Below are 14,391 nucleotides of genomic sequence, written 5' to 3'. Positions count from 1 at the left end.
ACCCGCCGCGAGTTGACGATGAGCAATAAAAAGGAGGCCCCGTGAGATTCACGGGGCCCAAGTCTCGGGGAGAACAGGTCTCGGGTAGAAATAGCTCGGAGGTAAATAATCAGCTCACGCGCTTCCAGGTCTGGCCGCCGCAGAACATGCCGCCGAAGGCGCAGCCCTGGACCTTGAGCGTGTCGGTACTCTTCAGCGCGATCGTCGAGTCGTAATTGCGGCCGCTGTCGGGATCATGGATCCGGCCGGTCCACTTGCTGCCCTGCGGCTTCATGTTGATCAGGATTCTTGCACCGGTGTTGACGGCATAGCCGCACAGATTGGCGCCGCATTCCTCGATGCGAACGTTGCCCTTGTTCTCTTCCGTTGCCCAGGTGCCGATCGGCGAGTTCGGGTCGGACGCGGCGGCTGAGGCCGCCGGCGCTGGTGCGGGCGCGGCTGCGGCCGGCGCTGGCGGCGCAGGCGGAGCGGGCGGCGCAGCTTCGGACCGTGCCGGTGTTGCAGTCGCGACGGTGGTTGGAGCGGGGGCGGGCGTTGCCGCTGCCGGAGCGAGAGGGGCGGGCGGCGGCGCGGTGGCCTGGGCCGGAGCGGGTGCTGCGGGTGCCGCCGGCGCGGCCACGACATCGTCGTCGATCTTGCTCTTGGAGCCCATGCCCTTGAGATCGACATTGCCGAGCGTGCCGGTATAGCCGGGCGAGATGACCTTGACGCAGGAAATGGCGCCGCAATTGCGCGGCGCTTCAATGCGGACGCGTTCGCCGTTGATCTGGAAGGTAATTCCGCCGGCATGCGCCGAGGTGGCCATCAACAATGCGGCGAGGACGTAGAGCTTCTTCATGACGGGGCTCCTGAGCGGCTTGTGAGCGCGTGGCGGTGAACATGCGTGGACCCTACGCGGGGCAAGGGACACGTTCTGTGACGCACGTCACAAGACGCCCGGAAGCCCTGCGCCCCGGAAGCTGCGCAGTCAGGCGGGTCGGTGATTCAAATCACATTCAGACGGGCTTCCCTGCGACTAGCTTTCCGCCTCACCAGCGAGGAGGCTTCAATGAAACGACTTTGTTTTCTCGCCGTGCTGATCGCGCTCACTTCTTCGGCCCATGCCGGTCGTTCGATTTCATTCAGCGTCGGCAGCCATCGGGTGCACATCGAATCCTCCCGACATTGCCGTTCGGTCTCGTGCGCCTCGATGTCGATCTCCAGAAGGCTCGATTGGCGCCGCAAGCGCGACCGCTATAACGACGACAGTGACGTGGCCGTGCCAGCGAAGTCGGTGCCGCCAGCACCACAGACGATCTCGCCGCCTGCCCCGCCGACGACCACGGCGCCGGCCAAGACCATCGTGGCCGTGCCGCCGCCGGGCGTCTACACGACGGCCGCATCGAGAGGCCAGATCCTCGATGCGCTTGCGCCACCTCCGCCGCTCGCCCCGCCACCGGTTCAGGAGGCTTCGATTCCAGTGCCGCCTCCACCGGTCGCGAAACCGGTCGAGACCGTGCAGCCTGCGCCGCAGGTCGAGCGCGTCACGCATCGGGCCGAGGAAGAGCCGTCGGATTCTCCGATCGGTGACTGGCAGACCGAAGGCAAGGGAGCGGTGCGGATCGGAAAGTGCGGCGATGCGCTGTGCGGTTTCGTGCTCGGTTCATCGAACGAAAAGGGCGAAGCGATCCTGATCAACATGAAGCCGAAGACGGAACGGCAATGGACCGGTGGCATCTACAGCCAGAACAGCGGTGAGACGTATTACGGCACGATGTCGCTAAAGGGCATCAACACGCTTCGCGTCGAAGCCTGCGCGCTCGGCCGCTTCTACTGTTCCGGCAACAATTGGAGCCGCATCACGCGCCACGCCGACAGCCTGGTGACGTCATGGCAGACGTCGTCCGAGCTGCGGTCCTAGTCACGAAAACGCCCGGTGACACGGGCCACCGGGCGTTCAGGTCCATTTATGGACGGGATCTAGAACACGCCAAGCACAATCGCGGCGACGAAAGCGAATGCAACATACGCGGTTACAACGCTAAGTCTGCTGACGAGAGGACTTACGAAATCCATTGGGAAAGCTCCCTGGGTTCACGTCGTGCCCGCAACTAACACTTTAGGCTAGCAAAGCGTTCCCGGACCAAAAAGTCAGTGTTGCTGTCCATCCATGGCATCTCCACAGGCGCCAGCCCCTGAAAACATGGTAAAAAATTCGTAAAATCAATATGTTGAAGAGTCTTTAAATAAATTCGTTGAACGTGCGCGGGATGACGCGCGGAGTTCGTTTGTATCTCGTCGGCTCCTTCGTCCTCGTCTCGCTAGCGGGTTGTGGCCGCGGATTTTTTCAGTCCGCCGAGCGCGAACCGTGGCGTGCCGAGGCCGAACTCGCGTGCCTGAAGTCCGGCGCGGTCAAGGAGAGCGCCGAACTGGTTCGAATCGACCCGATCTCCGGTCCCGGCGTGTGCGGCGCCGAATATCCGCTGAAAGTAGCGGCGCTCGGCGAAAACATCAGCAGCTTCGGATTTGCCGATGAAAGCCTGCGGCCGCCTGGCAATATCGGCAACCAGCCGCGCTGGCCGATCACGCGGGCACCGGCGGCGGCTCCGCCTCAAGGAAATTATCAAGGGAATTATCAGGGAAGCTATCCGGCTCCAGCGCCGCGGCAGCCGACCTATGCCGCGCCGTCCAACGGCCCGATCTCGCTGTCGGCGCCGGGCATCGGCCCGCAGGAAGACGACGCCGATCTGCCGCCCGAGGGCGCGCCGACAACGCGCGACGGCGGCTACATGGCGGCACCGTCCTATCCGCCGCGCGACCGTTACCCGGCGGCTTCTTCCGCGCCGTATCGACAGCCGTCCTATTCGCCACCGCCGGCCGCGCCGCGGCTCGGGCCCGCGCAGGGCAATGCCGTCGGCGCCCTCGGGCAGGTCTCGATGAAGCCGGCGGCGACGCTGGCGTGCCCGATCGTCTCGGCGCTCGACCGCTGGCTCTCTGATTCCGTGCAGCCGGCGGCGATGCGCTGGTTCGGCGCGCGCGTGGTCGAAATCAAACAGATCTCGGCGTATTCCTGTCGCGGCATGAATGGCAATCCGCACGCGCATATTTCCGAGCACGCCTTCGGCAACGCGCTCGACATCGCCGCCTTCACGCTCGCCGACGGGCGTCGTATCGCGGTCAAGACCGGCTGGCGCGGTATGCCGGAAGAGCAGGGCTTTCTGCGCGACGTGCAGGGGGCCGCCTGTCAGCAGTTCAACACCGTGCTGGCGCCGGGCTCCAACGCCCATCACGAGGATCACATTCACGTCGACCTGATGCGCCGGTCCTCCCGCCGCATCATCTGCCAGCCCGCCGCCGTATCGGGCGAAGAGGTCGCCGCCCGCGCCGGCCAGCGTAATCCTTATGCGTCACGCGATCCCTATTCGACGGGATCGCTGGGCGCAAAGAAATCTGTGTCGCGCTGGTTCAAGGGCAACAGCAAGGTCAACGAGGAAGACGAGTTCGAGGACCATTAGATCCGCTCGGATTCGTGAGATACAACGCCATCCCGCAGAAACAGAAAATCTTGCCGATCTCGGCAAGATTTTCCGACGCGCAAATCCTTTCAGCAAACAGGACGCCAGTCTTATCAATCACTTCCGCCTTGGCATGGTGGTTGCTTTCACCCTGAAATTGCAAGGGTGGGTCCATGACGACGAGTATATCTAATGCGGGGAGCTATCTGCGTCCGACACAAGCTTACACACCGAGGACATTGACGACGGCGGATGCGATGCCGATTGCCGGTGCAGATGCCGGCACGGCAGCAGAAAATGCAAAGCAGGGAATTCCGGTTTCGGCCGTCAAGGCGCTCGACATGTCCGGATTGAAAATCATCTCGGTCAGGGACAACCCCGAGCTTCGCGATCTGATGGCGTCGAATTGGCTAAGGATGCAAGCCGCGAACTCGGCCGCTGCCACCGACGTCCCCGATAATGCCCCGCAAAATACCTATGCGACCGTCAAGGTGGACGGCAAGGTGGTCGCGACACTTTACAATGCCGGCTCTGTGGCGATGACGAATCAAGCAGCGGCGATGGTCGGGGACCTGCAAGACCCTCCCGGCTTGAACGGCGGCCCCGATCTGGCGCAATGGCGCGCGGAGCGCATCGCAAAGGCGGTGGGCGGCACGGTGGAGAAGGCGTCCACCGCGATCACGCAATCCGCCTGGAAACCGCGCGAGACGACGTCGTCGAACTATAGCCGCGCGCAACTGGATGCTGCGTTCGAGGCAATGATGGCCGAGCAACAGAAAGCGGTCGCGCAGCGGGCCGGGGGATATTCGAACCAGCGCGAATCTTCGCGCGGGCTTGCTGACGTCAGTGCGTGAATCTCTTCGTAGGATGGGTGGAGCGAAGCGATACCCATCGATATCTAGCGGCTGTTAGATGATGGGTATCGCTGCGCTCCACCCATCCTACGGACTGCGTGTCGCAGTCGATGGTGATTGCAGCTATCCCGCCAGCCGTTCCAGCAGATCCTGCACCACGCCCCTCAAGAGATCGAGTTTGTATCCCGTCATCGGTAGTGGCTTTGCACCTGAGGTCGCGCGTTCCGCGGCCACGGCAATCGTTGCTATATTGGCCGGCTTGCCCTGCAATGCCGCTTCGGCGGCGGCGAGCCGCAGCGGCACCGGGGCGATGCCGCCGGCGGCGAGGCGGATGAACTGAAACGCGCCGTCCTTGATCACGGCGCGGGCGCAGATCTCGACCAGCGGCCATTCGGCATGGGTGCGGCTGATCGCGCGCTTGTAGAGGGCGCGCTCGCCTTGCAACGGTGAAGCAAGCTCGATGCTCTTGATCATCTCGCCCGGCTGCAGCGCGTTGTCGGCGCTGCCGTTGGAGCCGTCGCCGAGGAGATCGCCGATCGAAAGCGAACTCCGGCGATCGGTGGTCACCTTCGCTTCATAGGCCAGCAGTGCGGCGGCCATCGTCGAGGGATGCGGTGCCACGCAGGGGCCGAGGTCGAAGACTGCGTGGTAGAGATGATTGCCCGATCGTGCCGGACAGTCAGACCCGCCTTTCTTCAGGCAGGCGATATGCGGATTTCGGAAATACCAGCAGCGCGAACGCTGCGCGAGATTGCCGCCAAGCGTTGCGAGGTGGCGGATCTGCGGCGTCGCCAGACCTTGCGCGGATGCGGCAATGCCCGGGTACGCCGCGGCGATGCGCACGTCGGCAGCGATGGCGGCAATGCTGGTGAAGGCGCCGATGCGCAAACTCCCCTCCGTGCCCCAATGCATTCCGATCGTGTCGGGCGTGGCCGATATATCGATCAGCGGTCCCGTCGAGACGCCGCTGCGCCGCCTCTCGCTGAGGTCGGTGCCGGCGGCGCGGAATTCGCTCACTTGCGTGGCGGTCATGGCTGTCGGTGTCATGCGGCGGCCCTCCCTTTGAGTGCGGCGACGAGACGGTCGGGACGGATCGGCAGTTCGGTCAGCCGAACGCCGGTGGCGTTGAGAATGGCGTTGGCGACCGCGGGCGAGGTCGGCACGGTGGCGACCTCGCCGATGCCGACGCTGCCGCCGAGCACGTGATCGAAGCCGCCCTCGTCGAAATGCACGTCGATCATGGGCGTGTCCGCAATTCCCGGAATGCGATAATCCTCCATGCCGCCGCTGAGCACATCGCCGGTGCGGGAATCGACTTCGCGGGCCTCATAGAGCGCATAGCCGATGCCCTGGATGACGGCGCCGGCCGCCTGGCTGTGCGCCAGCGCCGGTGCTGCCACCTTGCCGATCGCAATGCCGGTGTGAACGTTGACGACGCGGACATGGCCGAGCCAGGTATCGACTTCAATCTCGATGACCTGCACCGAACTCGGCACGCCGGCGCCGATCGCAAGGTTGGAGAAGCGCCGCATCATCCAGCCAAAGATCATGCCCATGAAGCCGGCCTGCTTGAGCGGCGACTGGACGCCCGGCGCCATCTGCTTGCTGTCTTCCGGCCGCACGCCGGAAGCAGACAGGTCGGGCGAGGCCGCGAGCCATTCGCGCCACGGCGCATTGGAGCCCGGGACCGGCTGCCGCTTTGCGTGTCGCTGGATCGACGCCTTCAACTGCTCGATCGCCAGCAGCATCGGCGGAACAACTGAAGCCGTGACCCTACTGCCGCCCGAGCCCGGCCCTTCCGGAAGGTTTGAATCACCGATCCTGACTTCGATCTCATGCGGCTCCAGCCCGAATTCGCGCGCCACCGTATTGGCGATCACGGTGCGGGTGCCGGTGCCGATATCCTGCGTCGCGGTGCTGGCCACGAGCCGCCCGCCCTTGACCGCCACTTCGACCTTCGAGCCGGGCTGCCACAGATAAAGCCAGTAGCCGGTCGCGACGCCGACGCCGCGGCGATAACGGCCGCTCTGCGCGGCGATCGGTTTGCGGTTGCGCCAGACGTCCAGGCCCAAAGCCCAATCGTACAGCCGCTGCCGGTTGGGATCGGGATCCCAGCGCTTGCGCAGTGCGATCGGATCGACCTTCATGCGCAGCGCCGCCTCGTCGATCGCCTGTTCCAGCGCAAACGCCATCGGGGGGCCACCGGGGCCGCGGAAGGGAGCACCGGCCGGCAGATTGCTGATGACGTCGAAATCGGCGAGCTCCTTTGCTTCTGCCGGATAGATCAGCCGCGCCAGTGCGGCGATGGTGGAATTGGTCGCGGCTCCGGTGTCGGCATAGGCGGTCAGCGAAAGTGCTTTCAGCTCGCCTTGCTCGGACGGCAGCAACGCAATTTTCACTTCCGTTGCCGGCCGATAGCCGGTGACCGAAAGCTCCTCGTGCCGGTCGTAGGCTACCCTGACCGGCGCCTTGGCTTCGCGCGCCAGCTCGATCGCGGTGGTCGTTTCCACGCCGAGGGTTGCCTTCGAACCAAATCCGCCGCCGACATGGTCGGCAATCACGCGCACCTTGTCGTGGCCGAGCTTGTAGCGCTTGGCGATCAGCTCCATCACATGAAATACCGCCTGCGTTGAAACATGCACGGTGAGCCGGTCACCATCGAAACGCGCCACCGCGGCATGCGGCTCGAGGCAGGCGTGCTGTTGCGTGCCGGTGCGGAAGGTGCCCTCGACCAGCAGCGGATTGTTCGCCGCGCGCGCGCCCTCGACCCAGCTCCGCACCTTCTTCGGCTTCTTGGAGAACGCCGCCGACGGTCCGCGGATATTGCCGTTCCAGGGCGCCGGCGAACCGCCACCTTCCGAGACGTTGCCGGCCTTCTTGCGCGCGGATTTTTCGAACACCACCGGCGCATCGGCCTTGCGCGCCTCGTCGAGCCCGATCGCCGAGGGCAGGCGTTCGCTAACGAGTTTGATGGCGGCGATGGCGGCCAGCGCGGTCTTGCGGTCGCTGGCCGCGACGGCGGCGATCGGTTGGCCCACATAGCGGACGATGCGGTCGTCGCCAAGCAGCGAGATCGCGGCACCCACGCCCGGAATCGCGCGCGCCGCCGCCAGATCGAGTTCGGCGATGCGCGCATGCGCGAACGGCGAACGCAGGATCACGCCCTCAAGCTGGCCGTCATGATGGATGTCGACGGTATATTTCGCCGATCCCGTCACCTTGTCGCGGGCTTCCATGCGCGGTGGCAGGATGTCGTTGCCGTCGAAGCGGCCGGTGCAGGCGTCCGCCACGGCGCGAAAGATGCCGTCATAGGCGCCGCAGCGGCAGAGATGGCCCGACAGCGCCGCGCCGATTTCCTCGCGCGACGGTACCGCCGTTCCCTTGGCCGCGCGCCAGGAATCGTGAAACGCAACCGCCTCGACGATGAAGCCCGGCGTGCAGAAGCCGCATTGCAGGGCGTCGTGCGCCATGAAGGCCTGCTGCACCGGGTGCAGTTTTGCCGCGCCGATGCCTTCGACGGTGGTCACGTTCGTGTTCGCGGCAGCGCGTGCCGGCATCAGGCAGCTCACCGCGGGCTTCCCGTCGACCAGCACCGTGCAGGCGCCGCAGACGCCGGCGCCACAGACCAGCTTGGTGCCGGTGAGACCGAGCGCGTCGCGCACGACGTCGACCAGCAGGGCATCGGGATCGTCGGGGAGGGGAGCGAGCTTGCCGTTGATCGTCATCGTGCTCATCTGCGATCTCCAGGTTTGCGAGCGGTGGATTTCCTTGCCGGCTTCGGCTTCGCCGCAGGCTTCTGCGGCGCCGGGCTCACCGCGCCAGCCACCAGCGTCCGCAGCATGATCTCCAGATCCCTCAGGAAAGCGCCGGCCGGCTGCAGCGCCGGATAAGCGGATTTGGTGCCGTTGATCGCCATCTCGATATGCCGCGCGAAATCGCGCGGCGTCGTGGCCTTGAGCGTGAGGTTTTGCTTGCGGCAGACGCGCGTGATCGTTTCCGCGAGCTGCTCGGCATAGGCGGTGGTGTATTTCTGATAGAGGTCGCGGGCCTGCAGCAAATGTTCGGAAAACAGTTCCTCGACATGGGGCGAGCCATCGAGCGAGGCGGCCAGTTGCCCGAGCTTGGCGCTGACCGAAGCGACCAGGATGTCGGCTAGGCTGCCGCCTTCGTTCTCGGCGGCGCTGGCTGCGGCAATCTCGGCGGCGAGCGCCTCCTCATGCAGCCGTTCGATGACGGCTCGGAACAGCGCTTCCTTGGACTCGAAATGATGGTAGAGCGCCTGCCGCGTCAGGCCCGCGGCCTCTGCGGCCTGCTCGATCGAGGAGCGTCGGAAGCCGTGCCGGCGGAACACCAGCATCGCGGCGTCGAGAATGCGGGTACGGGCGCTCATTTGACGATTTTTACAAAACTAGACGAAATGTCAAATGACGGAATTGCGAGGAGGGATGAAAAAATCGGGCCGTGCAACAACGGCAAGTTCGATGTTATTGATAGGACGGCACTTTATGTGTCCCGCAGGCGTAAGGCCCGCTACCATCGGCGGCTTCGATGTTCGCCCTGTAATAACGTCCCATCGAGGGCGCGTTCAGAAACGCATCGAGCGTGTCCTTTGGCAGATCGCAATATTGCTGGTAGGCCGCATGACGCTGGATCAGCATGCGGCGGCTCTCGCTATCGTAGCAGACTCGGCTGATGACGCTGCTCCGGGTGATGTCCTGACAGTTGAATGGCTTGAGATCGACCGCTCCGCGATCCCTCACGTCAACGATCTCGGCTTCTTGCCAGGGCGCGGTGAAGAGCAAGGCGAGGATGAAAGCAACACGGGTCATGGCGTTTTGAACCGGGCAGGGGCGCAGGGAATCTGCACCTCCAGCGAGGAGGCAGCAAGCGCCTGCGTACGTCAGGTTACCAGAACTTGATCCCGATCACGTCGCCCTTTTTCTGCCCAATAACGACATGGTCCAAGTACCTCCGGCGATCAAACGCGCCGCGGAGACACTCGTTGTAGATGCGAAGATTTTGAATGAATTGATGGGCTCGAAAGTTGGCGGTTCGAAAGCTCTGCCGCGTTCGCCAGGCCGCGACCGCCACGCTTGCCTGACTAATCAGCGATCAAGCGGGATGAAGGTAAAGCGCGATCAGAAGGATGACCGGCAGTGGAAAGCCGACCAGCCAAACCAGGGTGTTCCGTACAAATCTCATCGGGACCTCTCGAGGAAGAGCAACCATCCATTGCCGGTTTCGTTCCGGTTCCCGAACGATGCCTGTGTTTCGGCCGGACCGGCTTCTTGTGCCGCAGTGCCACGCGCGCGAGGGGTCTCGCCCGGTAGCGTTTTCATCGAATGGCAGGAGACAACAACGGAATCCATCGTGCTCGCGCGTTGTCACGCATCGCGCACCGTCGCAACTGTTGTGTTGTTCGCTTAGACCAAGACTAATTCCAGATCCTGTTTGATGGCCCGTTATTCAAGCAGCCTGTAGCAATACTAATTCTAAATGCGTGATTGATGCGCCGCTGTATCCTTCACGCACTTCATCGCGATTGACGCACTTGTTACCGGTCCCGCGCAAAGCGATGAGGACTGGAAATGAATGCAAGCTTGAAGACCGCGGGTTGGCTCGGCGCCGCGCTGCCGATGTTCGCCGCGATGATCGATGTCACGCCGGCGCAAGCGCAGTCGTCCGCACGGGAATTGCCGGCCGTCGTCGTCGACCAACCCTCACGTCCGCCGGCTGCGCGCGCGCGCCCCGCACCGAAACGCCAAGCCGCCTCGGCAACGAGCCGCCGCGCAGTCCAGCGCGGGCAAACGGCGCCTGATGCCGCAGCGGCCGCAGGTGCGCGCGCTGAAACGGCGACCGGGCCGGTACGCGGTTATCTCGCGGGCCAGAGCGGCACCGGAACCAAGACCGACACGCCGCTGCGCGAAACCCCGCAATCGATCACGGTGGTTACTGCCGACCGCGTCACCGATCAGGGCGCGCTCACCGTACAGGAGTCGCTGCGCTACGTGCCCGGTGTATTCGCCGATGCCTATGGCCCGGATTCGCGCGGCGACTATCCGCGCATTCGCGGCCAGGATCCCAACATCTATCTCGACGGCACGCGCGTGGTGAACACCTTCACGTTCAATGAATGGCGGCCCGATCCCTACGCGCTCGAGCGCATCGAGGTGCTGCGCGGGCCGGCATCGGTGCTCTATGGCGATACCTCGACGGCCGGCCTGTTGAACCTGATCTCGAAGCGTCCGCGGGCGGAGTCCTTCAATGAGATCGGCGTGCAGTTCGGCAGCTTCAACCGCAAGCAGGTGCAACTCGACTCGACTGGCAAGCTGACCAAGGACGGCGAGTGGCTCTATCGTTTCATCGGCATATTCCGCGACAGCGGCACCCAGACCGACTTCGTGCCGGACGATCGCATCGTGCTGGCGCCGTCGCTGACCTGGCGGCCGACCAACAACACGAGCTGGACCGTGCTCGGCACCTATCAGAAGGACAATACCGGCTCTTCCACCGCATTTCTGCCGCATGAAGGCACGCTGTATCCGGGGCCGAATGGCTTAATTCCGGTGCGGCGTTTCGCCAGCGATCCCAACTTCGAGAAGTACCAGACCGAGACCGGCGCGTTCTCCAGCCTGTTCGAGCATAGCTTCAACAACGCCGTGAAGGTTCGGCAGAACGTTCGCTTCGCGCATGTCGAAGGCATCTACCGGTCGGCCTATCCGAACGTCTATGGCGATCCGTACGATCCGCCAAATCCGAATTTTCCGTTTCTCGATCCGGCGCGGCGTACCGTGGAGCGCTTTATCTACAGCCGCGAAACCAGCAAGGACAGCTTGACCTCGGACAGCAACGTCGAGCTGAAATTCGGCACCGGGCCGGTGCTCCACAAGGCGCTGGTCGGCCTCGACTACCGCACCCTCAAGGAGCGCGCGCGATCCGGCTCAGGCTATGACACCACGCCGTTCGACCTCTACGCTCCGGTTTATACCGCTCTGACGCCGCCGGTGCTTACGCCTGAGGCCGACCTGCGGCAGAGCCAGCTCGGGCTTTATGCACAGGACCAGATGCGGCTCGGGCCTTGGCTCGCGGTCGTTGGCATCCGCCAGGACTACGTCACCAGTGATGTCGCGGGATCGCCCGTGGAAAACACCAAGGCGACCACCGGGCGCGCCGGGCTGATGTATGAACTTCCGTTCGGCCTGACGCCTTACGTCTCCTGCGCAACGTCGTTCACCCCGGTGTTCGGCTCCGGCGTCTGCCTCGATGGCATCTGCAAGGCGCAGCAGGGCGAAATGGTCGAGCTGGGATTCAAGTACAATCCGTTTGCCGGCACCGCGATCAACGGCGCGGTCTTCGACACGACCGAGAAAAACCGGCTGGCGAGCGATCCCGGCGGCTCGGTGTTTTCGGTGCAGACCGGCAAGGTGCGGCTTCGCGGCGCCGAGCTCGAGGTGATCACGCGCGTCACGCCGGACCTCGATCTGATCGGCGCCTATTCCTACCTCAACGCAATGGTCGAAAGCGGCGACAACGCCGGCAAACACGTTGAAACCGTTCCCGAACAGCAGGCCTCGCTATGGGCGAAGTACCGCCTCACGGCGCTGGGCTTGCAAGGCGTCACCGTCGGTGGCGGCGTGCGCTATATCGGTCAGTCTTGGGACGGCACCGATACCATCCGCACGCCTGATTACACGCTATTCGACGCGATGATCCGCTACGAGACCGGGCCGTGGCGGTTTCAGGTCAATGCCAGCAATCTGGCCGACAAGCGGCATGTCACCACCTGCCTCGCGCGAGGGGACTGCTTCTTCGGCATCGGCCGCACCGTGCTGGGAAGCGCGACGTACAGGTTCTAGCGCGCGATGGATAAGGTGGAGGAGGGACCTACTTCGGCTTCGACCGATAGCTCTGCAGAAACAACCGCGTCGCGCTGTCGACCACGCGCGCGATGCGCTCCGCCGACGGCGCCGGCTCTGACTGGAATACGAAGGGCAGAAACAGCGTCGCCTGGCACATCTGCATGAACTGCGCTGCTGCAAGCTGGCAGTCGTCGATTGCCAGATCGTTCGGCAGGACATGCGCCTGCAGATAGTCGGCGAGACGGTCGATCGACTTCGCCAGCACGTTCTCGTAGAACCGGCGTCCAACCTCCGGCATCCGTTCGGCGATCGCCATCACCGTGCGGATCGACGATCCGCCGCCTGGCCGGCACATCGAACCGATATAGGTCCGGCCGAACTCCCGCAGTGTGGTTTCGACATCGCGTCCTGGATCGAGATTGTAGGCGATCTTGCCCTTTGCGAGCACTTCGTCCTCGACCATGTCTTCGAACAGCCGGCTCTTGTCGGCGAAGTAGACGTAGAGTGTGCCCTTGGAGACGCCGGCGGCGCGCGCGATCTCGTTCATGCTGGCCCCGTCAAAGCCCAGATCCATGAACACCTTTCGCGCGCCGTCCAAAATCTGCCGGCGCTTCGCACTTTCCTCCTCGCCAAAGGATTGAATCGGGTTTGATGTGGATGCAATCATTGGTTTATCTTCTCGCGCGAGAATTCAACCCGCGATATGGCGGGAAGCGCTTTTCGCGTTATGGTCTGTGTGGGATGAATGTAGCTTGACCGAACCGTTCGGTCAATGATACTTTTGGATCGAGAGCGCCTATGCGGCCGGTTTCCCTGGCCCCAGGGTGCATTGTGACATTTCGAATGGGGAGGCCGGTAATGGCCGCAGCGAGAGATCAGGCCGCACGCATCATCCGCGGTGGATCGGAAACGGCGCAGGATGAAGCCGCACCTGAGGCCAGCGCACAGCTTGCGGACCAGTTGCGGACTCACGTCGCGGAAGAAGCCAGGCGTCGCCCTGCCGAGTCGCACGGCACGGAGCGGCCGGCCGCGTCCCCCGCCGGCACCGCCGATGCGGCGACGAAACCGGGCAAGCGCAAATTCGTCATGATCGGCGTGCTCGGACTGCTCGCGCTGGCCGCGATCGGTTACGGCGTCTACTTCGTCCTGGTCGGACGCTTCTATGTCTCGACGGACGATGCTTACGTTCGCGCCAACAACACCACGTTGGGCGCCCGGGTATCGGGCCATATCGCGGCAATCCTGCCCCGCGACAATGCGATCGTTCGCGCCGGCGACGTGATTTTCAAGATCGATGACGGCGACTATCGTATTGCGGTGGACGGCGCGCAGAGCAGGATCGCGACCCAGCAGGCCACGATCGATCGCATCGGCCGGCAGGTCACGGCGCTGGAAAGCGCCGCCGAGCAGGCCAAGGCGCAGCTCGCCTCCGCGGACGCCGCGCTGAAGCGCGCCGGCCTCGACTTCGATCGCCAGCAGACGCTGAGCACCAAGGGTTTTGCCTCCCGCGCCGCCTTTGAAGTTTCAGAGGCCAGCCGCGACCAGGGCATCGCGGCGGTCAAATCGGCGCAAGCGGCTTACGACGCCGCGCGCGACAATGTCGAGGTGACGAAGGCGCAGCAGGCCGAGGCCCGCGCGCAGCTCGCGGAATTGCAGACCCAGCTTGCCAAGGCGGAGCGCGACCTTGGCTTTGCCTCGGTGCGCGCGCCGGTCGATGGCACCTTCTCCAACCGCCTCGTCAATGCCGGCGATTTCATCCAGGCCGGACAGCGGCTCGCCAATGTGGTGCCGCTCAACGACGTCTTCATCGACGCCAACTACAAGGAAACCCAGCTCAAGCGCATCCGCCCCGGCCAGCCCGTGAACATCTCGGTCGATGCCTATGGCCACCGCAAGTTCGCCGGAATCGTCGACAGCATTTCACCGGCGGCGGGATCGGTGTTCACGCTGCTGCCGCCGGACAACGCGACCGGCAATTTCACCAAGATCGTGCAGCGGCTGCCGGTTCGCATTCGAGTGCCGAAGGACGTCGCCAAGCAGAACTTGCTGCGCGCCGGCATGTCGGTCTATGTGACGGTCGATACCCGCGAGGGCGCGGCCGACGCCGACAGCGAGGCCGACCTCGATGCGCCCGGGACGGTTCAACCGCGGTAATTTTTCCAGAAAGCCCGGGCCTAAAGCCCG

General features: G+C 64.1%; 11 protein-coding genes. 5 read left to right on the top strand and 6 right to left on the bottom strand.

Annotated features, from left to right (window positions below; genetic code table 11):
* Window positions 1–109: 109 nt before the first annotated feature.
* Complete coding sequence (locus ACPPVP_RS35665; protein ID WP_426528237.1) at window positions 110–838, bottom strand: DUF2147 domain-containing protein; 729 nt, start codon at window positions 836–838, stop codon at window positions 110–112.
* Between the two features lie 210 nt (window positions 839–1,048).
* Here ACPPVP_RS35665 and ACPPVP_RS35660 point away from each other — a divergent pair, with 210 nt between their 5' ends.
* The 3 genes from ACPPVP_RS35660 to ACPPVP_RS35650 all read left to right on the top strand — a co-directional run bounded on the left by ACPPVP_RS35660 (window position 1,049) and on the right by ACPPVP_RS35650 (window position 4,348).
* Complete coding sequence (locus ACPPVP_RS35660) at window positions 1,049–1,900, top strand: DUF2147 domain-containing protein (protein WP_426528236.1); 852 nt, start codon at window positions 1,049–1,051, stop codon at window positions 1,898–1,900.
* 349 nt (window positions 1,901–2,249) lie between these two features.
* The gene (locus tag ACPPVP_RS35655) at window positions 2,250–3,494 is read left to right on the top strand and encodes an extensin family protein (RefSeq protein WP_426528235.1); all 1,245 of its coding nucleotides are present in this window, start codon (window positions 2,250–2,252) and stop codon (window positions 3,492–3,494) included.
* 257 nt (window positions 3,495–3,751) lie between these two features.
* Complete coding sequence (locus ACPPVP_RS35650; RefSeq protein WP_426528234.1) at window positions 3,752–4,348, top strand: hypothetical protein; 597 nt, start codon at window positions 3,752–3,754, stop codon at window positions 4,346–4,348.
* A 123-nt stretch (window positions 4,349–4,471) separates the two neighbouring features.
* Here ACPPVP_RS35650 and ACPPVP_RS35645 read toward each other — a convergent pair whose 3' ends face one another.
* From ACPPVP_RS35645 to ACPPVP_RS35630, 4 genes are all read right to left on the bottom strand, one after another.
* Window positions 4,472–5,395, bottom strand: coding sequence for an FAD binding domain-containing protein (locus tag ACPPVP_RS35645; protein WP_426528233.1), 924 nt, complete (start codon window positions 5,393–5,395; stop codon window positions 4,472–4,474).
* Window positions 5,392–8,082, bottom strand: coding sequence for a molybdopterin-dependent oxidoreductase (locus ACPPVP_RS35640; protein ID WP_426528232.1), 2,691 nt, complete (start codon window positions 8,080–8,082; stop codon window positions 5,392–5,394). Before ACPPVP_RS35640 ends, ACPPVP_RS35645 begins: the two co-directional genes overlap by 4 nt.
* On the bottom strand, window positions 8,079–8,738 hold the full coding sequence (locus ACPPVP_RS35635; protein ID WP_426528231.1) for a TetR/AcrR family transcriptional regulator: 660 nt from the start codon (window positions 8,736–8,738) through the stop codon (window positions 8,079–8,081). The genes ACPPVP_RS35640 and ACPPVP_RS35635 overlap by 4 nt, the downstream gene beginning before the upstream one ends.
* Window positions 8,739–8,832: 94 nt before the next feature.
* Window positions 8,833–9,177 (bottom strand): KTSC domain-containing protein, encoded by a 345-nt coding sequence (locus ACPPVP_RS35630; protein WP_426528230.1) that lies wholly within the window; start codon window positions 9,175–9,177, stop codon window positions 8,833–8,835.
* Window positions 9,178–9,936: 759 nt separating this feature from the next.
* Between ACPPVP_RS35630 and ACPPVP_RS35625 the strand changes: the two genes are divergently transcribed.
* Window positions 9,937–12,204: a TonB-dependent siderophore receptor gene (locus ACPPVP_RS35625; protein WP_426528229.1), complete on the top strand. Its 2,268-nt coding sequence runs from the start codon at window positions 9,937–9,939 to the stop codon at window positions 12,202–12,204.
* Window positions 12,205–12,232: 28 nt separating this feature from the next.
* Here the strand turns inward: ACPPVP_RS35625 and ACPPVP_RS35620 are convergent, their stop codons facing one another.
* The gene (locus tag ACPPVP_RS35620; RefSeq protein ID WP_426528228.1) at window positions 12,233–12,874 is read right to left on the bottom strand and encodes a TetR/AcrR family transcriptional regulator; all 642 of its coding nucleotides are present in this window, start codon (window positions 12,872–12,874) and stop codon (window positions 12,233–12,235) included.
* A 191-nt stretch (window positions 12,875–13,065) separates the two neighbouring features.
* Between ACPPVP_RS35620 and ACPPVP_RS35615 the strand changes: the two genes are divergently transcribed.
* Window positions 13,066–14,361, top strand: a complete 1,296-nt coding sequence (locus tag ACPPVP_RS35615; protein ID WP_426528227.1) for an HlyD family secretion protein — start codon at window positions 13,066–13,068, stop codon at window positions 14,359–14,361.
* The last annotated feature ends 30 nt before the right edge of the window (window positions 14,362–14,391 follow it).

Origin of the sequence: Bradyrhizobium sp. McL0615, assembly GCF_049993905.1 — a bacterium.
Classification (GTDB): domain Bacteria; phylum Pseudomonadota; class Alphaproteobacteria; order Rhizobiales; family Xanthobacteraceae; genus Bradyrhizobium.
The sequence above is the reverse complement of the archived record's forward strand: the minus strand, read 5'-3'. Positions and strand labels throughout refer to the sequence as shown.